A 22835-nucleotide genomic window follows, 5' to 3' on the forward strand; every position below is an offset into this window, starting at 1 on the left:
ATCCCGCGGAAATGGAGCGCATGCTCCCCCGGCGGTCGCCGGTGGTGGAGCATGTACCTACGCACAGCAACGGAGGGGGTCCAGGTCTCATGGCGGAAGCGGTACCGGTGCGCTGTCCGGCGTGCCTGCGCGAGAACGGCTACACCGCCCCGGTCTTCCCCTGCGCCTGCGGGAGCCCGGTGCATCCCCCGCTGGACCTGTCGGCGCCGCCGGTGCAGCTGACCCACCGGACCTGGTCGGACACCTGGGTGACGGTGCGCTGCACGTCATGCAGGCGGGAGAGCGAGTGGCCGCATCCGGAGCTGGGCTGCGGATCGTGCGGGACGGTGGTGCTGATTCCGGTGCATCCGCTGGAGCGGGTGGAGTCCGGGGGCGGCCCTGGGACGCAGACCCCGGCGGGTACGGCCGACCCGGCTACGGCGGATACGGCTCCGGCGGGTGCGGGCGGATCGGCGGCGGCCGCCGCCCGGCCGGATCCGGGGCAGGGGCCGGGGTCCGCGCCGGGGCAGGGGGCGGGGTCCGGGCCAACCGGGGCCGGGCCCACGGGCGGGCGCCACGCGCACATCCCGCCTCCGCCGGCCGCGCCGGTGCCGCGCCCCGCGTTCCGGCCGGTGACCATCCGTACCGCCCGCGACGCGGTGGCCACGGCCGCGCTGTACCTGCGCTGGCTCGGCTTCCGGGACGTACGGCAGCCCGACGGGCGTCCGATCCCCTCGGCGGCCGTGGACCTACGGGCCCCGGGCCTGGTCGCCCAGGTGGACCCGACCACCGCTCCGGCCGGCCTGCGGGCCGTGGAGTGCGTCTGGCTGAACGGGCTCACCGCCTCCGCGACCAGCGTCTACTTCTCCCTCGCCGGGTACACGAAGGACGCCCGGGCCCGCGCGGACGAGCTCGGCATACCGCTGTTCGTCATGGACCTGACCGGCATGCCGCAGCCGGTCAACGACCCGGCGGATGCCCTGGTCGGACCGGACGCGTAGGTTCCGCCCGGGGTGAGCCCGGCAGGATCAACGAGCTACCCCCTAAGCTCGGAGGCATTGCCTACTTCCTGCCCAGGAGAGCCCGATGAGCCTGTACGACATCCCGCTGACCACGCTGTCCGACGAGCCCACCAGCCTCGCCGCCCACAAGGGCAAGGCGATCCTCCTGGTGAACACCGCCTCACAGTGCGGGCTCACCCCGCAGTACTCGGGACTGACCCGCCTGCAGTTCGCGTACGAGGCAAAGGGCTTCACGGTCATCGGCGTGCCCTGCAACCAGTTCGGTGAGCAGGAGCCCGGCACCGCCGAGGACATCCAGACCTTCTGCGCGGCCGGTTTCGGCGTCACCTTCCCGATGCTGGAGAAGTCCGAGGTCAACGGCGAGAACCGGCACCCGCTCTACCAGGAGCTGGTGAAGACCCCGGACGCGGACGGCGCGACCGGGGACATCCAGTGGAACTTCGAGAAGTTCCTGATCTCCCCCGCCGGCGAGGTCGTGGCGCGCTTCCGCCCGCGCACCGAGCCCGAGGCTCCCGAGGTCATCGCCGCGATCGAGGCGCAGCTGCCGGCGTAGCTCCGCACGCCGTACGCGGCTGCCGTGCGCGGACGCCGTCCACGTACGGCAGCCGTGTACGGCGCCGCACGGGCTGCCGGCATCGATCGACAGCCCGTGGTCATCGGCGTGCTCCCTGCTCAGGCGAGGTCGGCCTCGTGGTACTCCGCCGAGGACCCGGCCGCGGTGAGTTCCCGCAGCTCCACCCGACGGATCTTGCCGGACACGGTCTTCGGGAGCTCGCCGAACTCGATGCGGCGGATCCTCTTGTACGGGGACAGCACCGCGCGGGAATGCTCGAACAGCACCCGGGCCGTCTCCGGCCCGGGCTCCCAGCCGCCCGCGAGCGTGACGTACGCCTTCGGGACCGCCAGCCGCAGCTCGTCCGGGGCCGGGACGACGGCGGCCTCGGCCACCGCCTCGTGCTCGAGCAGGGCGCTCTCCAGCTCGAACGGGCTGATCTTGTAGTCCGAGGCCTTGAAGACGTCGTCGGAGCGCCCGACGTAGGTGAGGTAGCCGTCGGCGTCGCGCGCGGCGATGTCCCCGGTGCGGTAGAGCCCGCCCGCCATGGCCTCGGCGGTGCGCTGCGGATCGTCGCGGTAGCCGGTGGTCACCCCGGCGGGCCGGGTGCGCAGGTCCACGCAGAGCTCCCCCTCGTCGGCGGACTCCTTGCCGGTGACCGGGTCCAGCAGCACGATCTCGTAGCCGGGCGCCGGACGGCCCATGGAGCCGGGCTTGACGGGCACCCCGGGGAAGTTCCCGACCTGGAGGGTGGTCTCGGTCTGGCCGAAGCCGTCGCGGATGGTGACGCCCCAGGCCGCGCGGACCTTCTCGATGACCTCCGGGTTGAGCGGCTCCCCGGCGGCGACGGCCTCGCGCGGGGGCCTGGCCAGGGCGGAGAGGTCGGACTGGATCAGCATGCGCCACACGGTGGGCGGGGCGCAGAAGGTCGTCACGCCGTGCCGGTCCATCTCGGCCATCAGGCGCTCGGCGTCGAAGCGGGTGTAGTTGTGGACGAAGACGGTGGCTCCGGCGTTCCACGGGGCGAAGAGGTTGGACCAGGCGTGCTTGGCCCAGCCGGGCGAGGCGATGTTGAGGTGCACGTCGCCGGGGCGCAGCCCGAGCCAGTACATGGTGGAGAGGTGCCCGATGGGGTACGAGGCGTGCGTGTGCTCGACGAGCTTGGGGCGGTCGGTGGTGCCGGAGGTGAAGTACAGCATCAGCGGGTCGGTCGCGAGGGTCTCGCCGTGTGGCGTGAAATCGCTGTCGGCGGTGTCCATGTCCGCCAGCCGCAGCCACCCGTCGGGGACCTGGCCGCCTGCGGCGATCCGGGTGTAGTCGCCCGGTACCTCGTCGAACTTGGCGGTGTCCTCGGTGCGCGCGATGACGTGGCGGACCTCGCCGCGCTCGACCCGGTCGCGCAGGTCGGCGGGGCCGAGGAGGGGAGTGGCGGGGATGACGACGGCGCGCAGCTTCATCGCGCCGAGCATGACCTCCCACAGCTCGCGCTGATTGCCGAGCATGACCAGGATCCGGTCGCCGGGAGCGACGCCCAGGTCGCGGAGCCAGTTGGCGGCGGCGCCGGACCGTGCGGAGAGCTCCTCGAAGGTCAGGCTGCGGCTGCTGCCGTCCTCCTCGACGATGCGCAGGGCGTCGGCGCCGTTCCCGGTGGCGATGCGGTCGAACCAGTCCAGGGCCCAGTTGAAGCGGTGGGGGCGGGGCCAGGTGAATCCGGCGTGTGCGGCCTCGTAGTCGCCGCGGCGTTCCAGGAGGAAGTCCCGCGCTGCCAGGAACTGGGCGGTGGCGCTGTCCCGCGTACTTTCGGTCGTCATGACAGGCATCGTGCCGCGTTCGGTGTACGGACCACCAGTGCGGCGTCAGCCGCGAGTTGACCGCTCACGGGCGGGCGAAGGACGGGGCGGGGCGGGCGCGGCGGGGTGGGCGGGCTGGGCAGGGCGGGCTTCAGGACCTGATCGCCCCGAACCGCACGCCCGCACCGGCCCCCTTCTCCCCCTCCTTCTCCCCCTCCTTCTCCCCCTCCTTCTCCCCCTCCGTCATCTCTTCCACCATCAGCCGGCCCTCGGCGACGATCTCCTCCTTGACCGACTTCGACACGCGGCCGAACAGCTCGACGGTCAGCTCCTGCCCCTCCAGCTTCCACAGGCCCGCGAGGAAACCGTCCACGAGCAGGGTGCGGTGCGCCTGGTTCCCGGTCCACGAACGTCCCTTGACCTCGGGCGCGACCACGCGGGTGCGGTCGGCGTGCGAGAGCAGCAGGTTGTCGAACTCCGGCAGGAAGCGCGGCGGCGCCGGGGTGTCCGCGTCGGGGCGGGGCGCGTCGGGGAGGTCGAAGAGCTCCACGCCGTTCTCGTCCTGGAAGACGGCCAGGCCCGGGCGCAGCCGCTCGAAGGCCTCGCGCAGCCGGGTCAGTCCCGCCCAGGTCTGCATGTCCTTGACGGAGGCCGGCCCGAAGGCGGCGAGGTAGCGCAGTACGACCTCGTCCACGGGCTGCGCCGCATCGCGGGCGGGCTGCGCCGCGCGTCCGAGCCAGTTGTCCACGGTGGTGAGCCGGACCTGGCCGCTGCGCCCCCACACCCCGCGGGGCGTGACCTGGACCAGCGGCAGCCGGCAGCGTGCGGCCACGGACAGGGACTGCGGGTCGGCGTCGGGCCATTCCCGGAGCAGTTCCTCGCGGATCTCGCCCATGCTGCGGGGCTCGTTCTCGACGAAGGCGCGGGCGCGCTCCGCCAGCCGGTCGAGGTCCACACCTACGAGCCCCTTGCGGAAGTAGGCGACCTCCCGGTCGCGGGCGGGCTGGACGAGGGGCCGCAGCGTCAGGGCGTCGTGCGCGGTGTGCGTGTGGATCGTCGACCGCATGGTGACCATCCGGACGACCTCGCGGGACTCCATGAGCCCGGCCAGCTCGGCGGGGCGGAAGCCGGCGAGCCGGGCGTGCAGCTGGAAGTACGGCGGCTTCGCGTTCTGCGCCTGCAGTCCGAGGAGGTGCGCGACCGCGTCCCGGGCGGACATCTCGGCGCGGCTCAGCAGCAATTGCCGGGCGAGCGTGGCACGGTTCAGAGCGCGGGTGCCGAGTACGGGATGTGTCGTCCTGGAAGCCATACCCACAAGCTAATACCCCTTGCGGACAGTTTCTGTCCGCAACTTCACCCCGAAGCCGGGGCGGCCGACATCAGGCGCCCTCCTCACCGGGCCTCCTTTTCCCCCTATATCCTGCCCCTTGCCCTTAAACACCCGTTCGACCGGGAGCTGACCTGCGATGTCGGAGCGCCCAGACCACCGCCCCTCGCCGTCCGCCGCGAAGCGCGCGGGGTGGCGCCGCACCGCCGCACCGCCCTCCGCCACCCCTCCGGAAGGACCCCCGGCCACAGCGCAGCCCGCACCCGCGGCGGCCGCCACTCCCCCGGACCACCGCAGCGTGATCGACTCGGCCGTCTACCGCGACGGCCGCCGGGTGGCCTCCCCCGCCACCCTGGCCGACACCTTCCGCAAGCTGCGCGAGGAGCCCGACGGGATGGCCTGGATCGGCCTGCACCGGCCCACCGAACCGGAACTCCACTCCCTGGCAGCCGAGTTCAACCTCCACGAACTCGCCGTCGAGGACGCCCTGGAAGCCCACCAGCGCCCGAAACTGGAGCGCTACGGCGACACCCTCTTCGTCGTCCTGCGGGCCGCCCGCTACCTCGACGCCCAGGAGGAGGTCGAGTTCGCCGAGCTCCACATCTTCGTCGGCCCTGACTTCCTGATCACGGTCCGCCACGGCGGCGCCCCGGACCTCTCGGCGGTCCGCCGCCGCATGGAGGCCAACCCGGACCTCCTCTCGCTCGGCCCGGAGGCCGCCCTGTACGCCATCCTCGACACGGTGGTCGACGGCTACGCCCCGGTCGTCGAGGGCGTCCAGACCGACATCGACGAGATCGAGACGGAGGTCTTCCGCGGCGACCCGTCGGTCTCCCGCCGCATCTACGAACTCTCCCGCGAAATCGTCGAGTTCCAGCGCGCCACCCGCCCCCTGGTCGGCATGCTCCACGGCCTGATGGCGGGCTTCGCGAAGTACGGCACGGACGAGGAACTCCAGCGCTACCTCCGCGACGTGGCCGACCACGTGACCCACACGAGCGAGCGCGTCGACGGCTTCCGCCAGGCCCTGACGGAGATCCTCACGGTCAACGCAACCCTGGTCTCCCAACAGCAGAACGCCGAAATGCGCGCCCTGGCCGAAGCCGGCTTCGAGCAGAACGAGGAAATCAAGAAGATCTCCTCGTGGGCGGCCATCCTGTTTGCACCCACACTCGTGGGAACCATCTACGGCATGAACTTCGAGGACATGCCGGAACTACGGTGGGCGGCCGGCTACCCCTTCGCAATCCTGCTGATGGCAGTGGTCTGTGTAAGCCTGTACGTCATCTTCAAGAAGCGCGACTGGCTGTAGCGATCCACCGCGCGAGCTTGATCGACTTAGCGCAAGCGAACCATGGAACAAGGCCTCAGAGGCCCCGTGGGGAGAATCTGGGGAGAATGCGCGGCAGAGGGTCGACCACGCTCAGCATCGCCGCCTCAACGGGGCGGCGCCCGGCGTAGTCGTCGCCTGCCGCGCTCCGCAGGAACTGGCCATTCGGTCCGCCCTGCATTTCCGCTACGTGACACACAGCCGGAAAGCCTAGGCGCAGGCCAGCGGGCCATCCGGTCAGTCGGCGAATCGCGAAGGCATGGCCGACTTGCACCCTTGTCGCCTGCACGATCATGACGATGCATCAGGTTCTGTCAGTGGCCGCAGCTACAACCAATCTGGAGGTTCGCATGGCGCGGACCGATGGGGAGGGAATCAGCATGCCGAAGGTTCCGGACGGATACGTGCGCGTACGAAGCCACCTCCGCCGCAAGCCGGGTCCGAAGTCCGCCAAGGGCCTGAGCGTCTGGGCCGTGGCCGGCCTGTGCGCGGTGGTGTGGCTCTGGGGCCAGGTCTTCGGGTTCGGCGGCAGCAGCACCGAACAGCAGCCTGCGCCGAAGCCCGCAGTCTCCGCGCCAGCGGCCGGGCAGTGACGGCCAGGCGGCGGCGAAGGATCCGCTGGCGACCGCGCAGTACCGCAGACCTACTGGGTGGGGCAGCCGTTGCCCTCGCGCTCACGGTCGCCCTGGCGCAGGCCGCATCGCGCCTCCTGACGAGGGCCGCCGCAGCCTGGCCGGTGCTCGTCCTGATCGGTCTCGCCCTCGCCGTCGGCTTGGCCTGCCTCCGGGTACGGGGCTCCCGTCGGCATCGCGCGGACAGCGCGAGGCTGGCCCGTCTACGCATCAGCTTGTCCGAATTGGACGCGATGGACGACCAGCAGTTCGAGTACGCGCTGCGCGACCTCCTCGTCCGCGACGGCTGGGCGGCCAGGAGGGTGGGAGGCGGCGGGGACCAGGCCGCGGACGTGATCGGCGTCCGGATGCCCCTCGGACGGATCGTGGTGCAGGCGAAGCACACCCGCGTCGGCGGCAAGGTCGGCTCGTCGGTGATGTACCAGGTGAACGGAACCGCGGGTCCCGCACACAGGGCGGACCACGCGGTCGTCGTCACCAACGGCGCGTTCACCCGCGACGCCATGGCCTGGGGCGACCGTCACGGCGTGCGGTGGGTGGACCGCGACCGACTGAACCACTGGGCCCACGAGGGCAAGGCGTTGCACGAACTCCTCGGCCTGCCCGCAAGACGCGCGCGCCTGCTGTGGCGTCGAGCGGCATGAGACTCAGCGGGTGACCCGCCAACGAGAACGGGTGGCACAGCATGTGCTGTGCCACCCGTTCTCAGGCAAGGGCAAGGTCTTCCGGGACGTACTGAGGGGCCACTCCGAGCAGTGCATCGACTGCCGCGCGGCCCTTGCCGCCGGCCTCGGGCATGAAGTGGGCGTAGTGGTCGAGGGTGATGGTCGGGCTGGAGTGGCCAAGCCACCGGGCGAGGGTGACCACGGACTCGCCCGCCTCGAGGATCACGGAGGCGTAGGTGTGCCGGAGGACGTGGAAGCCGTCCTTGCGGGACGCCTTCCAGCGCTGGCCCTTCTCCCGCGCGGGGATCACTCCGGCCTTCGCGAGGGTGGGCTTCCACACCTCGTCGTTGAAGATGTTGGCGCGGATCGCGTTGCCGTAGGTCGTGGCAAGGACCAGCGGGAAGGAGCGCTTCTCCCGATCGGCTTCGGGGCCGCCCCAGGGCAGCTCGACCTCAACAGCCGGATGCTGCAGAAAGTGTGCGCGCAGCTCGCTGGCCACCGAAGGCGGCATGTCGACGACGCGGGTCTTCCCGCCCTTGGGAAGGGTGAAGTACAGGCGCCCGTATAGGAGCTGGACCTGTCGACGGACGCGGATGAGGCCGCGCTCGAAGTCGACGTCCGCCGGCGACAGCCCGAATACCTCCCCCTGGCGCAGCCCACACCCGAGGGCGACGACGACAGCGATCCGGTACCGCTGGTTGATGACGTCCCGTACCCGCTGCGCGGTCTCCAGCAGCCACGCCTCCCGCTGGTCCTCCGGAGCCTTCGGCCAGCGCACCGACTTGGCGCGCATCGGATTGCGGACCAGACGCTTGTCGTCGATCGCCGTCTCGAAGACGTTCGAGAGGGTGGTGAGGATCTGCCGGGCGTAGCGCGGTGCGCACTCGCCTTCGAGCGTGGCGATGTAGCCGCGCAGGACGGACGCGGAGACGTCCCGCAGCGCCACCTCGCCGATGTGCGGAAGGACGTGGAGGCGCACGCGCTCGTCAACCCGCTTGACCGTGCCCGGTGCGCCCCGTACGCCCGCCTGCCAGTGGCGCGTGACGTAGTCGGCGAGGATGATGGAGCCGTCGCGCGGGTCGACGAACTCGCCCCGCTCGCTGTCGGTGCCCGCCCGCCGGAGCCACGCCTTGGCGTCCTCCAGGGTGTCGAACGACATGCCCCTGACGCCCGGGATGCCCGCGACCCGGTAGCGACTCCCCTTTCCGTACCGGGCGGTGCGCTCGCGCTTGCCGGTGACGGGGTCCTTCTTCTTGTTGATCCAGCGGTCTTCGATGTAGCCGGCCAAGTGTTTCCTTGCAGCTAGGACTCACCATCACGACCCCGGAATCCACGAGCGAGGGAGCTTGCCCAGGGTTCCGTCCCCGGCGTGAGGATCACCCTGCATATGTACCGCCGTCACCTGAGTGCGCGGAGCATGGTGGTGTACACCGGGGCGTCGGGGAACGGCTGCTGGTCACCGATGTGCTGGTACCCCCACCCCTCATAGAGGGCCTTCACCTTCGGGTGTCCGGGCTCGACGAGCAGCGTGACGCGTTCCTCGGTGCGGCCGGCCAGCAGTTCCTCGTGGATTCGGTGGGCCAGACCCGTGCCCCTCCAGGGAGCACGGACCATGATCTCGAAGAGGGCGAGGGTTCGGGTGCCGTCCTCGGTCGTGTCCGCCTCGGGAAGCGGCTGGAGCATGTGGGCCCACCAGCCGGTGTTCTGGGGCAGGGCCGCGGCGTAGGCGTAGCCGGCGGCCTCGCCACCGTCGTAGGCGACCACCGCCTCCCAGGACGGGCGGGAGGAGTGGCCGGTGAGACGACCCTCGAAGCGGTCGACGGAGAAAAACGGGTCCTCGCCGATCTCCTTCTCGTACACCTCGGCGTACACACCGACCAGGGTGGGACGGATGGCGGGCAGCCGGTCGGTGCCGTAGCGGTGGAGGGTGATCTCCGGGGCGGGCATGGTGCTCCTTGTCGCGTGACGGTTCAGGCGGTGCGGGTGCGGTCGTTCCACTGGCGGGTGACGGCGGACTTGGGGGCCGCCTGGTTGAGGGCGGAGGTGAAGCTGCCCAGGAGGTGGGGGACCCGGCCCGAGTCGGCGCCGGTCGGGGCGATGACGCGGGTGGCGGTGGCCACGGCCTGCTCGACATCACCCTGCGCGACCTGCGCGAGAGCCGCCTGGGACAGGTAGTAGGCGCGGTTGCGGTGCTGGTCGTCGCGGAGGTCGGCGATGCACCGGTGGGCATGGAACTCGGCCTTCTCAGCCTCGCCGAGCCGGTAGTGGGTGATTCCGGTCAGGCCGTGGAGCTCGCCCCGGGTGTAGAAGGCGACGGAGGACGGACGGGCCTCGGCGGGATCGGCTCGGTCGTAGGCACCGTGGGCCCGGTCCAGGGCGCGGAGTGCCCGGGTCTTGTCACCGAGGCTGGCGGCGGTCAGGGCGATGCGGGAGTGGGTCAGCGAGGCGTAGAGGGGGTCGGTGCGGTGTGGCCGGGTGCCGGTGCAGGCTTCGGCCGCGGCGAGGGCGTCGGCGTACCGGCCGCGCTGTCCGGCGAGCATGGCGGCGTACCGCCAGGTCTGGTGCTGGACCTGACCGTCTCCGGAAAGTCCCGCGAGCGTGACGGACTGCTCCAGGTAGCGCTGGGCCTCCCCCAGCCGGCGGGCGTCGATGGCGGAGAACATGGCGAAGGCCGTGAAGGACGCGGCGACGGCATAGAGGCGGGAGCGGACGCGCTGGCTGGCGGAGCCGTGCTGCTGGAGGCTGAGCGTACGGGCGGCGAGGTCGGCGGCGCGCTTCTCCAGAACGGGGCCACCGCCGTTCTGGTCGTCCAGGAGCCACAGTTCGGCCAGGAGGACGCGCAGGCGGTCGACGTCGGAGTGTCCGACGGTGGGTCGGGTGGCTGCGGTCGCGGTGCCGGTGGACACGGCGACGGCGGCGCCCGTGGCTACGGAAATGAAGCTTCGACGGCCAAGCACAGGGTCCTCCAGTCGTGCTGAGGGCGTTGCGGGGCGGGAGCGGGCACGGGGCACGAACCCCAGGTCGGTCCCAGGAAGCCCGGAGACGGCCTCCAGGGCCTGCCACTGGCGGTCCTGGGGTGAGCGGTTCTCTCCCGACAGCCATCGGTAGACCGTCCGTTCGGTGACGGCGCCGCGGTGGCCGGTGAGATCCGCCATCGCGTCGTTGACCTGCTCGGCAAGAGCGCCGGCACTGAGCCCGTGTTCCTTCATCCAGGTCTCTAATTCCGCGTTCCGCTTCCGCACCATGCAGTCACGGTAGAGGCGGGGCCGCCATCCGAGGTAGCGCAGGTCGGGATTTTTCGTCAGTGGTCACGCGAGTAGCTGCGAGCGGATTCGTCATGTCCAACACGGCTCGCACACGGGTTACTTGTCCGCACAGCCGAACCGGCAGCAGGCGGATGGGAGCGGAATCGTGACCGTACTCGCGCACGAAATGGCGGCAACCCCGGCGGAGGTGCCCACGGTCACCTCCGCCAACCAGAAGACCGTGATCGCCTCCGCGGCTGCCGCCGTCGCCGGGGACGTCGAGGCCGCCCTCACCCTCGCCGACCACCACCCGGCTGGGGAGGCGGCCGTACGGCTGCGGGAGCGGCTGCGCGGGCACATCCATACCCTCGCGGTGCCCGCCGAACGGTACGCGGACCTGCTGCCGGAGAGCCGGGAGAAGGACATCGCGGCCAGCACCGTGCGGTTCGCCCGCAAGGTCGCCCGGGACTGCGGGAGCGATCCGGCGATAGCGCTGCGGCTGCTGGCCAAGTCGGTGGCCCACCTCGCCCGGAACACGGACCTCCTGCGGCTTGTCTGAACCGCCTCCGGCGCCGGCCTGCCTGGGGCGTCGGCGCCGGAAGCCCTCCACCTGCCCGGCCGCAGCAGGTGACCGCAGCACCTCGCCGACACCGGTGAGGCGGGTCGGCTCCCCCGGATACGGGCGAGGAGCCGGCCACCATGCCCCGGCCCTGTCGGCCAGCCCCGTCCAACCTCGCCCTGGAGGCACCCGCGTGTACGCGATCGGCATGTGCGTCGATGCCCGCTACCTGCTACCCGCCCTGGTCACGCTCGGCTCGGTCGCCGACCACCTGCCGGTGGCCGACCGCCGCGAGAGCGCGGTACGGGTATTGACCAACGGCCTGTCCCCGGGGCAGGCCGCCGCGATGGAGTCCTTCGCCCGCCGCTGCGGATTCGGCTCCTTCGACCTGCGCTGGCAGGCCCCGCCGCCCGAGAGCGTCATGTCGGACACCGCCTACATCTCCGTCGCCACCTACCTGAGGTTCGGGTTCACCCCCGGCTTCCTCGACCGGCCGTTCCTGATCTACGTGGACGCAGACGTCCACGTACGCGCCGACGTCTCCGCGCCTCTGGACGGTCTGCCTGCGGACCGAGTCGGCGCGGTGCAGGACGAGTTCAACCTGGCCGTCGGCCAGTGCCCGGCACTGCCCGGGGCCGCCGAGCGCTGGCCCCACCTGGTCGGGCGCACCTACTTCAACGCCGGGATGCTGTGGGTCCCCGCGCCGATGCTCGCCCCCATGCGGGCAGGGGTCCAGGGGGCCCTGGTCTGCGGGCGGGAGTACATCAAGCACAACGACCAGTGCGCCCTGAACCTGTGGCTGCTGTCCTCCGGGACCGCGCACCCGGTCGGGCCGGTGTTCAACCGGTTCGAGGTGGACCGGTTCCTCCAGCGGGGGGACTGGGTCCGCCGGGTCCTCCGCCGCCCGGTCACCCGCCGGGACGGGCACGTGGTGCACTTCGTCGGGGGCCAGAAGCCGTGGATGCGTTCCTGCCCCGGCACGGAGGACGTGCGCACCTATCGGCAGCAGATGCATCGCACGCTGCGGCACCTGGCCGGGGCGGGTGCACGGTGACCGGCGGCACGGTCCTGGCGGTGGAGCGGGCCTGCGCTGAGCTGGCCGGGTCGGTTCCGGCCGAGACGGTCCGGGTCCGCAACGGACCAAAAACGGCCGTCTACCGCGTCCGTCTCGCCGACGGCCGCCCGGTGGTGGTCAAGCTGTTCGCGGTCGACGGCACCCACGGCGCTGTCGACGAGGCCCGCCTCCTGGCCGCCGTCACCGCCGCCGGACGGGTGCGGGTGCCAGCCGTGATCGGGTACGGGCCGGTTCCCGGCCTGACCGTCTCCGCCCTGGTCACCACCGATGCCGGAACGAGCACCTTGGGGGATGCCGTCCGAGCCGGGCAGATGCCGCGTCCGGCGGCACTGCTGAGGCTCGCCCTGCTGATGGCTGCCTTCCACAGCGTCAAGGCCCCGGCCGGGGTCCCCCTGGCTCCAGGCATCGGCCAGCAGGTCAGCGCTCTGGCCGCCCACTGCCCCAAGCAGGTCTTCGTCCGGCTCGCTCCCGCCCTGGAGGTCATCGCGGCCGGGGCACGCCTGGAACGACTCGTGTGGTGCCACGGAGACCTGCACCTGGAGAACGTGATCCGCGGAGGCGACCGACGCCTCACCCTCGGCGAACACGGCCAGCCCCGCCTCCCCGACTACCTCTTGGACTTCGAGGCCGCGACCGTGGAGGTCCCCGAGTACGACGTCGCCCAGACCCTCGTGACCTGCGACGCCCTGGAGCCGTCCGACCGGGTGTTCGTGGCCGCTGCCTACGGACGGCCCGTCGACACCCAGCTCCTCGACGCCTACGTGGCCTTCCAGGCCGTACGCGGCTGGACCTATGCCGCCCACCAGGAAGGCCGCGACCGTGACGCCTGGGCGGCCCGCCTGCACCTTGCCCTGTCCCCGCAATCAGGAAGGACCGCGCTGTGACCGACCCCGATCTGTCGGTGATCATCCCCGCCTACAACGAGGCCAAATACCTGCCCCGCTACCTGCCCACCGTCTTCGCTTCCCTCCGGGCCTGGGAAGCCCTCTCCGGCCTCGTGGGGGAGGTGATCGTGGTGGACAACGCCTCCACCGATGGCACCGCGACCGTCGCGAAGGAACTGAGGGTCAGGGTGGTGACGGAGCTGGTCCGCAGCATCGGCCTGGCCCGGAACACCGGAGCCCGCGAGGCCGAGGGCCGGATGCTGTTCTTCGTCGACGCCGACGTGGCCCTGCCGCTGGAGGGGATCACGGCCGCCGTCGCCGCTATGGACACCGGAGCCGTCGGCGGGGCGATCCCACCGCTCTACACCCCCGCCCGGTTCGGGGCCCGTCTGCTGTGCGCCTACTGGGACCACCACCGCTCCCGTCACGGGGGCGCCCAGGGCGTCAACCAGTTCTGCACCCGGGACGCCTTCAAAGCGGTACACGGCTACCGGCCGGACTACTTCATGAGCGAGGACATGGAGTTCTTCGCCCGCCTGACCGCCTACGGCCGCCGCACGGGCGGGCCGGTCGCGGTCCTCGAAGACCTCCGCGTGCGGCCCTCCACCCGCCGCTACGACGCCTGGTCCACGGCCCGGATGCTCTGGTGGCAGAACCCCGTGGTCGTCCGCCTCTGCCTGACCTCGCCCCGCTTCTGGCGCAACTGGTACGCCACCACCGTCCGATGATCGGAGAACCCCAGGTGACCCGCCTTCCCCTGCCGGACGCCGACGGCATCTACACCTTCCCCACCGACCTCCTGACCGCGCACCGGGCCTGGATGGACTCCCTGACCGGGGCGAAGGAGATCATGACGCTGACGGCGCCGCTGACCCTCGCGCCGTATGACAGCTCGGCCAGGGGCTTCAGGCCCGCGACATTCGGGCACTGGAAGAAAGCGATCCGTTTCAGTCCGGTGTACGGGTGTAGGAAGTCCAGATCGCGAAGGGGCGGGTTCCTGTCGATGTTCAGCACTCGGACGTCCGCCGGCGCCCAGGGGGTTGTCATCTCGGCACCGGAGAAATCCCCGATGAAGGCGACATGGTCGAGCGACGGCAGATGGTGCAGCTCCGCCAGCTCCTCCCGTGAGCGGATAGTGACAGCCTCGAGGTGGGTCATGTGCGCGAGGACTTCGTGGGCATAGTCGTGGGCGTCGAAGCTCTTCCAAGCATTGGACAGGGCCCACCATGCCGGATAGCTCGTGCGGAATTTCTTGAGCAGCGTCAGGGCAGCATCCCCACCGATGAGTTCGGCAGTCTCCACAACCGCTCGCGCTTCGTCTTCTTCGAGGCCCTCGGGGCCGGGGAGGACGTCGAGGATGACGGGGCCAACCGCGGCGAGGGTCCTGGCCTCCTCCTCGCTGCGTGGGGGGACAAGGGCCTTGGCGCGTTGCTCGACTTCCTGGCGTATTTCAGGGTCGAGTTCCGTGGCGTACTCGAGGCAGGCTGTCGCAAGTAGATGCAGGCGGGTGCGGTGCTTCTGAGTGCGGTCACCGCGGGCGATGAGGCGGCGCAGAAGGGTCGTGCGTTCGTTGGGACGGGCATGGGCGACGGCCATGCGCACGACGTCTTCCCACTGGTCGTCGTGAGCGTTGCGTACCAGGAGCGGGATGTCGCGAGCTTCGATGGCGGCTTTGGCTCCAAGGAAGTCCTGGAAGGTGCGGTGGACGAAGTCGATCATCTCGGCCGCAGGGGTGCGCAGGAGACCAGAGCGGGCGAGCAGATGTGCGAGCACGTCGGCCGCGTCGCCTTGCTGGGCAAGGTTCGGCATGGCAGGCAGAGCGTCGTCAATGAGCGCGAGTGCCGTTTCTCGGTCCAGTTCGGTCTGGCCGTTGCGGACGAGCCAGTAGGCCAGACGTTGCAGGAGCTGGATGTTCTGGTGCTCGGTGACTACGAGGTTCTCGGGGGCGTCGATGTCGCGTTCCCGGCCACGGCGGACCAGCAGCAGCGACAGGGCCGCTTCGTAGAGCTCCATACGGCCGTGAGGGAGGTGGCCCCGCCGGTCACGGTTCAGCGCGCAGACCAGGGCACAGAGCAGTGGAATAGTGGCGAGGCGGGCGAGGTCCCGCTGGGAGCGCACGGTGTCCTTCAGTGCCTCTTCCAGAGCGGCCAGGTGCTCAAATTCCTGCCCGGGGTCCGCACTGGCGCGCGCCGCTGTGTGCCAGCGGGTGACGAACACCGCCACGTCACGGGCGCTCATCGGCCGGACGGTCAGTTCGGTGAATCCGTGCCCTGCCAGCCACCCCTCCGGGACTGCGGATGGCCGAGTGGTCACCACGTAGGTCGCGCGCGGAAAGGCGGCCAGCAGTTCACGGAGCCACTGCTGGGCCTGAGCTCGCTGGGTCTGCGGAATCTCGTCGAGGCCGTCGATCAGCAGCAGGGCCCGCCCGTCATCCAGGACTCGGTCGGTCCAGCCCTGCGGCTGAGCTGCGTGCAGCGGGCAGCCAACCGCCCTCAGGTACTCCTGGGGCCCGGGCAGATCGCCGCCGCGCACCAGCGTCCGCAGCGGCAGCATGAACGGCACAAGCCCCTTCAAGTTCGCCAGTTCGACGGGCAGGTCCTCCCGGGAAGTCGCGAGGGCGAGCCACTGCAGCAGGGTGCTCTTACCTCCCCCCGCCATCCCCCGCACCAGAACTCGACGGAGGCCGGCCAACGCCTGCTCAGCTCGCTCGGTCTCCATCTGCGCCCCGGAGCCCACTGACGAGGCCAATCCCGAGTCAGCACTGAAACCGGCACTCCCGCCCTGGCCGACGGCCCGCGTCGACGTGGCGAATTCGAGGCTCAGGTAAGAGGCGCCCAGCGGCCACGACGCCCTCTCCGGGCGGGAGAGATCGAGCCCGATGACGGACAGCTGCCCGTGCCGCTGCTCCACATACCGCCTGTACCGCTCTTCGAACCGCGCGTCCACGTCCCCGTCGAGGCTGTTCTTGGGGGCCTGCTGTCGGGGCGGAGCCAGGACAGCAGGTAGCGCTTGGCGACGCAGTTTGAGCAGCGGGCCGGCCTCCGCGCCCAACGCCTGCGCCAGCGCTGCGACGGTGGCCTCACTGGGCACGGTAGGGCCGTTCAGCGCCTTGCTGACGGTCGTGTGCCCTAACCCCGCCCGCAACTCCAGCCCCGACATCGACAACCGGCGCTCGGCCCGCAACTGTCGCAACTGCGACTTCAGTTCCTCCAGCCCGTCCCGCATACCCCGGTGCTCCCCCTCGGCCAGTCCCGGCTTCTCGGTATCGACTCGTTCATCTTCGTTCACCCGAATGCCGCTGAACGCCGATCCCCGCATCTTCCTTCCACCGAACGCCCGCCACGGAAGGAAAGATCTCATGCCCCTGTCGCCGACCACCGCGATGCTGCTGACCCTCGCTCTGCTTGCCGCCGTCCTTCTGGCGCTGTTGGCCGCCGTCGGTGCTGGCCTGCTGACCCGCATGGACGGCGCTTCCACGCCGACCGCCTTGCTGCGGGCCGGCGTCGCCTTCGGCAGCACGCTCACCCTGATCACGGCCGTACTCGCCGTGGGGATCAGCGTGCTGAGGTAGCCGAGTCCGCCAATGCGACGACCCACGAGACCTACACGCCGGGCGTACCTAAGGCATGACGAAACGGGTGGCACAGCATGCGCTGTGCCACCCGTTTCCTCATGCCGTGGTGAGGTTCTCTGGGACGTACTGGGGAGCCACACCGAGCAGCGCGTCGACGGCCGCCCGTCCCTTCCCACCAGCTTCGGGCATGAAGTGGGCGTAGTGGTCGAGGGTGATGGTCGGGCTGGAGTGGCCGAGCCATCGGGCGAGGGTGACGACGGATTCGCCGGCTTCGAGGATGATCGAGGCGTAGGTGTGCCGGAGGACATGGAAGCCGTCCTTGCGAGATGCCTTCCAGCGCTTCCCCTTCTCCCGAAGGGGGATGACGCCTACCTTCGCGAGGGCGGGCTTCCATACTTCGTCGTTGAAGATGTTGGCCCGGATCGCGTTGCCGTACGTCGTGGGAACGTCCATACCGGCACATCATCGTGGACGAGGCACAGGATCTGCACGCCGCCCACTGAAAGCTACTCCGCGCGCTGGTCCCCGACGGCGACGACGACCTGTTCATCGTTGGCGACGCACACCAGCGGATCTACGACAACCGGACATCCCTGAGCGCCCACGGCATCAGGATCCGTGGCCGCTCCAAGCGACTGACCCTTAATTACCGCACCACCCGACAGATCCTCGCAGCCTCCCTGAACCTGCTCGGCGGCTCCACGTTCGACGACCTTGACGGGAATCCGGAACAGCTTCGCGGATACCGCTCCGTCCTGGCGGGAGCCCACCCCGAGACCAGCGGCTACCGCACGGCCGCGGAAGAGATGACCGCATTGGCCAAGCGCGTCGACAGCTGGCAGCAGGAAGGGATCAAGCCCCACGAGATCGCGGTCGTGGCCAGAACCCATGCGACCGCCGACAGCGCTGTTCAGGCGCTCCGTGACGCCAAGCTGGCCGCAGTGAAGGTCGAGGACTACCGCGTCCCCGACCCCGACGAAGGCGTCCACGTCATGACGATGCACCGCATCAAGGGACTCGAATACCGCGCAGTCGCCATCGTCGGGGCTGGCGCTCAACAAATGCCTCTGCCCAGCGCCATCACACTCGAGCGCGAGGACCGCCTCCAGCACGCCGCGGACCTCCGCCGCGAGCAGTCGCTCCTCTTCGTTTCCGCCACACGTGCCCGCGAGCAGCTGTCCATCAGCTGGTCAGGCCGACCGAGCCAGTTTCTGGAGCCTCACGCAACCTCCTGAGGGCAAGCGTCCGAAGCGTATTACCACCGCTCAAAACGATCCATCAAACGTCCTGCCAGCAGTCCCGCAATCAGCCTGGTCGCCGAGGTGGCCGTGGCGGTCAAACCGTCACGGCCCCCAGGTCTTGCCTGGCCAGCGCCTTCGGGCCGTACCCAGCTGCACGCGTTTGTCGAGCGGCATTCATACGGACCCGACCACCCACCGTGCAGGCTGCGGCTGTCGGTTGTCCGGGATCTCCAGCAGCTCGACCGACCGGGATGTACCTCCTTACCTACACCATCTCGCCAACGAGCACGGTGGCCCCAGCCTCCCCGCCCCACGGCCTGCCTTGGCCACCGGCCCGCTCTCCACTCGAACGGGGCAGCGTCTCAGGCTGTACCGACCACAAGCACGTGGGCCGAGGCGTCAGTGAAGACGCCGTGCTCGTCTGCGAGGCGCGCCGTCGCCACCGCGTCCGCGAGCAGCGCCCCCGCCGCTTCCTGGCCCGCGCAACGGCCAGCCGCGACTACGTAGGCCCACCCCGGGCCCTCGATCCCGTGCACCCGCACACCCGTGAGCCCTGCTTCGCCCGCCTCTTGGGCAAGCTCGTCAGCCGTATGAAAATGCGCCACGGTGAAGCCTCTACTGCCGTCGTAGGAGCCGGTACGGACCACCTCCGTGACCTCGCTGGCGAGCAGCTCCGGAGACAGGCCGGCGCTCACGGTGTAGTCCTGCATCAGGGAGTACCGGGAGATCCCCGCGGCCGCCACCACACCGCCTGGTACGACGACCCGGCTGGCCTCCCTCAACGCCGCGAGCCGGTCTCCGCGCTCCGCCAGGTGGTACAGCGGGCCCAGTAGCAGCACCGCGTCGAAGGTGCCGGCCTCCACGTCCAGGTCGCGGGCATCCCCCAGCTGGGCAACACACCGCGGCGCGCGCTCACGTGCCTGCTCCACGTGCTTTGGCACGGGGTCCAGGAGGAGCACCTCGTATCCCTCTTCGGTGAGCCAACCGGCATGCGTACCCGGACCACCGCCCACGTCCAGCACCCGAGCTGGTGCTGGAGGCAGGTAGCGACGTAACAGCTCCTGGGTCCGCTCGTACTCCAGACGGCCCGTCGCTGTGGAATGCAGCCGGGACGCCTCGTCGTACTCCGTGTAGAAGCCCGCGATCCGTGGGTCAATGGTCGTCATACCCGGCGAGAGTAGGGCCGGGCGAAGCAGCCCGTCACCCGGATATCCGGCGCCGGCGCCACTGCGGGTCCGCCTGGACCGCGAGGGGCAGAGGAGCGCAGAGGCTCCACCTCATTGGGTCTAACCGGAGTGGCCGGGAGCATGCTCCCGTGACCAAACTGGATCGTGCTGATCGACTACTGGCCACTGCTCGGTCTGCGGCTGACGACGCCCCGCCTGGAGCTGCGCCTGCCCCAATCGGACGAGCTGGCAGCACTGGCCGATCTCGCACGCGACGGCGTTCACGACCCGTCCCAGATGCCGTTCAGTAGTGGCTGGACCGACCTGCCCGAGACCGAACGGGCTCGCTCCGTAGTCCAGCATCACTGGCTGCGGCTCGGAAACTGGAGGCCGGAGGACTGGTCCATCAATCTGGCCGTCTTCCTCGGTGGCCGACCTGTGGGCATGCAGGCCATGGCGGCCAAGCGCTTCGCGCTGGTGCGTGAGGTCAACACAGCTTCTTGGCTCGGGCTGTCGTATCAGAGTCAGGGCATAGGCACAGAGATGCGGGCTGCGGTGCTCCACCTGGCATTTACCGGGCTGGGCGCCGAGGAGGCAACGACAGGGGCGTTCGCCGACAACGCGCAGTCCTTGGCTGTATCCCGCAAGCTCGGATATGTCCCGGACGGAATCGAACGGCGGGTGGTGCGCGGGGAGGTCGTGATCTTGCAGCGGCTTCGCCTCCCCCGGGGTCTATGGCGGCCAGCGCTCGCGAAAGGGACCGAGATCACGGGGCTGGTCCCGTGCCTGCCGCTGTTCGGATTGGTGGCCGGGGAGACCACAGACCCGTCCTGACCGTCTGGACATGGATTCGACTCCTGCTCATCCGATAGTCACACATGGCCAGAACTCGACTACACAGTAAGGGAATTACCACACCACCAAGGCCGATACCATCTACCGTCATGACGACCGCATCTCCTCGCCAGGGCGTACCCGACAAGCCCACACTCGACGGCCTCGAGGCCAAATGGGCTCCGACCTGGGACGAGCAGGGCGTATACGTATTCGACCGCACCGCGCCACGGGAGCGGGTGTACTCGATCGACACGCCGCCGCCCACCGTGAGCGGCTCCCTCCATGTCGGACACGTGTTCTCATACACCCAGACGGATGCACTCGCCCGCTTCCACCGGATGCGCGGCAAGGCCGTCTTCTACCCGATGGGCTGGGACGACAACGGCCTGCCGACCGAACGTAGGGTGCAGAACTACTTCGGCGTCCGGTGTGACCCCTCGCTGCCGTACGATCCGGACTTCACTCCCCCCTCGCCCCCGGGCAAGCAGCAGATCCCCGTGTCCCGCCGCAACTTCATCGAGCTGTGCGAGCGGCTCACGGTGGAGGACGAGAAGGTCTTCGAGAGCCTGTGGCGCCGGCTGGGGCTGTCCGTCGACTGGAACCACACCTACCAGACCATCGACAGCCGGGCCCGCGCCATCTCGCAGCGAGCCTTCCTGGCCAACCTCGCCCGGAGCGAGGCGTACCAGGCCGAGGCCCCGACGCTGTGGGACGTGACGTTCCAGACCGCTGTAGCCCAGGCCGAGCTGGAGGACCGCGAGCGGCCCAGCGCCTACCACCACCTGCTCTTCAGGTCGGATGCGGGAGCGGCGCTGGAGATCGCCACCACGCGGCCCGAGCTGCTGCCCGCATGCGTGGCCGTCGTGGCGCACCCGGACGACGAGCGCTACCAGAAGCTCTTCGGTACCACCGTGCGCACTCCGGTCTTCGGTGTAGACGTGCCGGTGGTGGCTCACCGCCTGGCCGACCCCGAGAAGGGCACCGGGGCGGCCATGATCTGTACGTTCGGCGACACCACCGACGTGGTGTGGTGGCGCGAGCTCGACCTTCCCACCCGCTCGGTGATCGGACGCGACGGCCGCTTCGTGCGCGAAGCGCCGGCTGCGCTGGAGTCCGAGGCCGCGAAGGCTGCGTACGCGCAGCTCGCCGGCGCGACCCCGCACACCGCCCGGGAGCGCCTGGTGGAGATGGTGCGCGCGGAGGGCAGCTTGGTCGGTGATCCGCGGCCCTTCAACCACATGGTCAAGTTCTACGAGAAGGGCGACAAGCCGCTCGAGATCGTCACCAGCCGCCAGTGGTACCTGCGCAACGGCGGACGAGACGTGGAGCTCCGGCAGAAGCTGCTGGAGCGCGGCCATGAGCTGAACTGGCACCCCGACCACATGCGCAACCGGTACCAGTCCTGGGTGGAGGGACTTGCCGGGGACTGGCTGATCAGCCGTCAGCGCTACTTCGGCGTACCGGTACCGGTGTGGTACCAGCTGGACGCCGACGGCATCCCCACCGACGAACTGATCGTTCCCTCGCGGGAGTCGCTGCCCGTGGACCCCAGCAGCGACACCCCTCCCGGCTTCACCCCGGACCAGCGGGACGTCCCGGGCGGCTTCAGCGGCGACCCGGACGTGATGGACACCTGGGCGACGTCCTCGCTGACACCGCAGATCGCCGGCGGCTGGGGCCACGACGACGACCTCTTCCAGCGCGTCTTCCCGATGGACCTGCGTCCGCAGGCCCACGAGATCATCCGTACCTGGCTGTTCTCCACCGTCGCCCGCGCCGAGCTGGAGCACGACGCGCTCCCCTGGGCCCATGCCGCCATCAGTGGCTGGATCCTCGACCCCGACCGCAAGAAGATGTCCAAGTCGAAGGGCAACGTCGTCACCCCGCTGGACCTTCTGGACCAGCACGGGTCGGACGCGGTGCGGTACTGGGCCGTATCAGCCCGGCCGGGAACGGACACCGCCTTCGAAATCGGCCAGATGAAGATCGGCCGACGTCTCGCCATCAAGATCCTCAATGTGTCGAAGTTCGTGCTCGGTCTGGGTGCGGCCGAGCGGCGGTCCGCCGTGACCAACCCGCTCGACCAGGCGCTCCTCGCGCGACTCGCGGACGTCGTGGACGAGGCGACGGCCCAGCTGGAGGGATACGACTACGCCCGCGCACTGGAGACCATCGAGCGGTGCTTCTGGGCGTTCTGCGACGACTACGTCGAGCTGGTGAAGACGCGTGCCTACGGCGGCGGAGGTGAGGAGGCTGCCGCATCTGCTCAGGCCACGCTGTCAACTGCCCTCTCCGTGTTGTTGCGGCTCCTCGCTCCCTTCGTTCCGTTCGCCACCGAGGAGGCGTGGAGCTGGTGGCAGCAGGGTTCGGTGCACCGGGCGCAGTGGCCCAGTGGAACGGAGCTGCGGGAACTGTCCCTGAAGGGGGACCCCCAGCTCCTGGACGTCGCCGCAGACGCCATCGCCGCCATCCGGAAGGCCAAGAGCGCAGCTCAGGTCTCCATGCGGGCTGAGGTCGCCCGAGTCACGGCGCGCGGGCCGGCTCCGCTGGTTGCGACACTTCGCCAGGTGAGCGGGGACGTGCAGTCCGCGGGAAACATCGGCGACGTGGAACTCGAAGTGGCTGAGAGTGAACTCCTCACCTACGAGATCACCATGTAGCTCGCATCAGACGAATGACGGCGTTGCCGCCCCTCGCACACTCGGGTGAGGGGCGGCAACGCCGTTTTGCTATGTAGGCCAAGAGAGTTGACCCGCCGGATCGATCCACAGTGGAGGGATTCGGCCATGTCGGGTAAGGGCGCCCAATGCACTGCACAAGGCGCAGACGTTCATACTAGAGTCTCCGCTCTGTGACATTCAGTCACCACACTTGTGTGCGCCAACGGCTGGGCGGCGCGCGGATGGGCCCCTGGGGCCTGCGTGTGCAACCGAAACTCCAGCCCACGGCTGACATG

21 protein-coding genes are annotated in these 22835 nt (G+C 69.9%); 13 read left to right on the top strand and 8 right to left on the bottom strand.

Annotation, left to right across the window (positions count from 1 at the left end):
- The first annotated feature begins 89 nt into the window (after window positions 1–89).
- Both ACIQZO_RS26645 and ACIQZO_RS26650 read left to right on the top strand, forming a co-directional pair.
- Window positions 90–980 carry a hypothetical protein gene (locus ACIQZO_RS26645; protein ID WP_403630654.1) on the top strand — a complete coding sequence of 297 codons (891 nt, stop codon included), beginning with the start codon at window positions 90–92 and terminating at the stop codon, window positions 978–980.
- 85 nt (window positions 981–1065) lie between these two features.
- A complete protein-coding gene (locus tag ACIQZO_RS26650) occupies window positions 1066–1554 on the top strand; it encodes a glutathione peroxidase (RefSeq protein WP_403630656.1) in 489 nt (162 codons plus the stop codon).
- A gap of 119 nt (window positions 1555–1673) precedes the next feature.
- Here the strand turns inward: ACIQZO_RS26650 and ACIQZO_RS26655 are convergent, their stop codons facing one another.
- Window positions 1674–3365 (bottom strand): AMP-binding protein, encoded by a 1692-nt coding sequence (locus ACIQZO_RS26655; protein ID WP_403630659.1) that lies wholly within the window; start codon window positions 3363–3365, stop codon window positions 1674–1676.
- A gap of 130 nt (window positions 3366–3495) precedes the next feature.
- Entirely contained in the window at window positions 3496–4653 is a 1158-nt protein-coding gene (locus ACIQZO_RS26660) for a winged helix DNA-binding domain-containing protein (protein WP_403630662.1), read from the bottom strand.
- 157 nt (window positions 4654–4810) lie between these two features.
- Here ACIQZO_RS26660 and ACIQZO_RS26665 point away from each other — a divergent pair, with 157 nt between their 5' ends.
- From ACIQZO_RS26665 to ACIQZO_RS26675, 3 genes are all read left to right on the top strand, one after another.
- Window positions 4811–5983: a magnesium and cobalt transport protein CorA gene (locus tag ACIQZO_RS26665; protein ID WP_403630665.1), complete on the top strand. Its 1173-nt coding sequence runs from the start codon at window positions 4811–4813 to the stop codon at window positions 5981–5983.
- 398 nt (window positions 5984–6381) lie between these two features.
- The gene (locus ACIQZO_RS26670; RefSeq protein ID WP_403630667.1) at window positions 6382–6594 is read left to right on the top strand and encodes a hypothetical protein; all 213 of its coding nucleotides are present in this window, start codon (window positions 6382–6384) and stop codon (window positions 6592–6594) included.
- Between the two features lie 53 nt (window positions 6595–6647).
- Entirely contained in the window at window positions 6648–7277 is a 630-nt protein-coding gene (locus ACIQZO_RS26675) for a restriction endonuclease (RefSeq protein ID WP_403630998.1), read from the top strand.
- A gap of 61 nt (window positions 7278–7338) precedes the next feature.
- Here ACIQZO_RS26675 and ACIQZO_RS26680 read toward each other — a convergent pair whose 3' ends face one another.
- The 3 genes from ACIQZO_RS26680 to ACIQZO_RS26690 all read right to left on the bottom strand — a co-directional run bounded on the left by ACIQZO_RS26680 (window position 7339) and on the right by ACIQZO_RS26690 (window position 10543).
- The gene (locus ACIQZO_RS26680) at window positions 7339–8586 is read right to left on the bottom strand and encodes a tyrosine-type recombinase/integrase (RefSeq protein WP_403630670.1); all 1248 of its coding nucleotides are present in this window, start codon (window positions 8584–8586) and stop codon (window positions 7339–7341) included.
- A 110-nt stretch (window positions 8587–8696) separates the two neighbouring features.
- On the bottom strand, window positions 8697–9245 hold the full coding sequence (locus ACIQZO_RS26685) for a GNAT family N-acetyltransferase (protein WP_403630673.1): 549 nt from the start codon (window positions 9243–9245) through the stop codon (window positions 8697–8699).
- Between the two features lie 23 nt (window positions 9246–9268).
- Window positions 9269–10543 carry a Tat pathway signal protein gene (locus tag ACIQZO_RS26690; RefSeq protein ID WP_403630676.1) on the bottom strand — a complete coding sequence of 425 codons (1275 nt, stop codon included), beginning with the start codon at window positions 10541–10543 and terminating at the stop codon, window positions 9269–9271.
- A 166-nt stretch (window positions 10544–10709) separates the two neighbouring features.
- On the opposite strand from ACIQZO_RS26690, the gene ACIQZO_RS26695 reads away from it, so the two are divergent.
- The 4 genes from ACIQZO_RS26695 to ACIQZO_RS26710 all read left to right on the top strand — a co-directional run bounded on the left by ACIQZO_RS26695 (window position 10710) and on the right by ACIQZO_RS26710 (window position 13789).
- Window positions 10710–11102, top strand: coding sequence for a hypothetical protein (locus ACIQZO_RS26695; RefSeq protein ID WP_403630678.1), 393 nt, complete (start codon window positions 10710–10712; stop codon window positions 11100–11102).
- A 193-nt stretch (window positions 11103–11295) separates the two neighbouring features.
- Complete coding sequence (locus ACIQZO_RS26700) at window positions 11296–12156, top strand: glycosyltransferase (protein WP_403630680.1); 861 nt, start codon at window positions 11296–11298, stop codon at window positions 12154–12156.
- Entirely contained in the window at window positions 12153–13061 is a 909-nt protein-coding gene (locus ACIQZO_RS26705) for a phosphotransferase (RefSeq protein ID WP_403630683.1), read from the top strand. The genes ACIQZO_RS26700 and ACIQZO_RS26705 overlap by 4 nt, the downstream gene beginning before the upstream one ends.
- The gene (locus ACIQZO_RS26710; RefSeq protein ID WP_403630685.1) at window positions 13058–13789 is read left to right on the top strand and encodes a glycosyltransferase; all 732 of its coding nucleotides are present in this window, start codon (window positions 13058–13060) and stop codon (window positions 13787–13789) included. Before ACIQZO_RS26705 ends, ACIQZO_RS26710 begins: the two co-directional genes overlap by 4 nt.
- 49 nt (window positions 13790–13838) lie before the next feature.
- Here the strand turns inward: ACIQZO_RS26710 and ACIQZO_RS26715 are convergent, their stop codons facing one another.
- Entirely contained in the window at window positions 13839–16379 is a 2541-nt protein-coding gene (locus ACIQZO_RS26715; protein WP_403630688.1) for an NACHT domain-containing protein, read from the bottom strand.
- 40 nt (window positions 16380–16419) lie between these two features.
- Between ACIQZO_RS26715 and ACIQZO_RS26720 the strand changes: the two genes are divergently transcribed.
- Window positions 16420–16632: a hypothetical protein gene (locus ACIQZO_RS26720; RefSeq protein ID WP_328301540.1), complete on the top strand. Its 213-nt coding sequence runs from the start codon at window positions 16420–16422 to the stop codon at window positions 16630–16632.
- Between the two features lie 99 nt (window positions 16633–16731).
- On the opposite strand, the gene ACIQZO_RS26725 is transcribed toward ACIQZO_RS26720, so the two are convergent.
- Window positions 16732–17088, bottom strand: a complete 357-nt coding sequence (locus ACIQZO_RS26725) for a tyrosine-type recombinase/integrase (RefSeq protein WP_403630691.1) — start codon at window positions 17086–17088, stop codon at window positions 16732–16734.
- 182 nt (window positions 17089–17270) lie between these two features.
- On the opposite strand from ACIQZO_RS26725, the gene ACIQZO_RS26730 reads away from it, so the two are divergent.
- On the top strand, window positions 17271–17870 hold the full coding sequence (locus tag ACIQZO_RS26730; protein ID WP_403631001.1) for a 3'-5' exonuclease: 600 nt from the start codon (window positions 17271–17273) through the stop codon (window positions 17868–17870).
- Between the two features lie 368 nt (window positions 17871–18238).
- Here the strand turns inward: ACIQZO_RS26730 and ACIQZO_RS26735 are convergent, their stop codons facing one another.
- Window positions 18239–19042 (bottom strand): class I SAM-dependent methyltransferase, encoded by an 804-nt coding sequence (locus ACIQZO_RS26735; RefSeq protein WP_403630693.1) that lies wholly within the window; start codon window positions 19040–19042, stop codon window positions 18239–18241.
- Between the two features lie 165 nt (window positions 19043–19207).
- Here ACIQZO_RS26735 and ACIQZO_RS26740 point away from each other — a divergent pair, with 165 nt between their 5' ends.
- Together ACIQZO_RS26740 and valS are read left to right on the top strand one after the other, a co-directional pair.
- A complete protein-coding gene (locus ACIQZO_RS26740; RefSeq protein WP_403630695.1) occupies window positions 19208–19876 on the top strand; it encodes a GNAT family N-acetyltransferase in 669 nt (222 codons plus the stop codon).
- A gap of 110 nt (window positions 19877–19986) precedes the next feature.
- Entirely contained in the window at window positions 19987–22539 is a 2553-nt protein-coding gene (gene valS / locus ACIQZO_RS26745) for a valine--tRNA ligase (RefSeq protein WP_403630697.1), read from the top strand.
- The last annotated feature ends 296 nt before the right edge of the window (window positions 22540–22835 follow it).

It is taken from the genome of Streptomyces sp. NPDC097617, from assembly GCF_044761485.1.
Taxonomy (GTDB): Bacteria; Actinomycetota; Actinomycetes; order Streptomycetales; family Streptomycetaceae; genus Streptomyces.